Origin of the sequence: Pseudomonas sp. SIMBA_068, from assembly GCF_046534705.1 — a bacterium.
Classification (GTDB): Bacteria; Pseudomonadota; Gammaproteobacteria; order Pseudomonadales; family Pseudomonadaceae; genus Aquipseudomonas; species Aquipseudomonas putida.
Map to the genome: position 1 here is coordinate 1 of NZ_JAWRYI010000662.1, position 266 is coordinate 266.

Consider the following 266-nt stretch of genomic DNA (forward strand, 5'->3'; position numbering starts at 1 on the left):
GACCATCGCCTCAGCCGAGCAGCGGCCTGCCGATGCGACGCGCTGGTGGAATGCGTTCTCTGCCGCGCACAACGTGCCTTTGGCCATCGGGCCATGGGGTGAGTTACGTACCATTTATACGGACAGCGCATTCGAGTCGCGCTTCATCAAGGGGCAGCGCCGCACCTTGCATGTGGGGGTCGATCTGGTGATGCCCGCCGGTACGCCGTTGTACGCGCCGGTCGCTGGCACCGTCAAAAGCGTGGAGGTTGAACCAGACCCGCTGG

The 266-nt window shown here is 64.3% G+C and carries 1 pseudogene; it reads left to right on the forward strand.

Going from position 1 to position 266, the window contains the following annotated elements:
• A pseudogene (locus SB756_RS30880) lies at positions 1 to 266 on the forward strand (hypothetical protein); the annotation flags it as partial.